General features: G+C 32.4%; 1 protein-coding gene. It reads left to right on the top strand.

The window, feature by feature from the left end; translation table 11 throughout:
* Positions 1-94 precede the first annotated feature (94 nt).
* Positions 95-448, top strand: a complete 354-nt coding sequence (locus tag AC3G7N_RS21330; RefSeq protein ID WP_089063129.1) for a PTS lactose/cellobiose transporter subunit IIA — start codon at positions 95-97, stop codon at positions 446-448.
* Positions 449-657: the final 209 nt, after the last annotated feature.

Here is a 657-nt window from a genome sequence, read left to right as displayed (position 1 = left end):
AGAACCAAAGAGTTAGAAATTCTTGTAAACAACAAGATTAAAAACTGGATAAAAAAACATTCTATTGATCTAATCCATTATGGGGGAATAGCAAATGAACATTGAAAATTTGTCAATGAAACTTATTTTGCATGCGGGAAATGCAAAAGGATATTTACACGGGGCATTGAGGGATGCAAGGAACGCAGAATTTGATCAAATTGATTTGAAAGTAAAACAAGCAGCAAATGAACTATTAGAGGCTCATAATATACAAACCAAGTTAATTCAGGAGGATGCTAAAAATGATTTAACAAGCTTGCCAGTAATTTTGGTCCATGCACAGGATCATTTGATGACTGTCATGTCAGAAAAGGATTTAATTGAAGAGATGATTGAAATGTATAGAAAGCAACATAAAATGAATGTGAAGTTGGATGAGTTAATAGACAAAGCTAAATTAAAGTAGCCATCATGAAAATTATAATCCTATCATAATAAACGGGGAGTGTTTTTGTGAAGTTAGGTAAAATTTTTATTTTAGTAGTCGTTTTAATGTTGTTTATGGCATCTTCGTTTGCAACTACTAGTGTAGAGGGAAAAAGCAGTAATAAAGGTAATGCAAAGGTAACACCTGGCATCGAGGTATTATTGAACAATAAATTGGAATGGGTGAAG

Source organism: Virgibacillus carmonensis (assembly GCF_057836705.1).
This window is presented reverse-complemented; position numbering and strand designations above follow the sequence as displayed.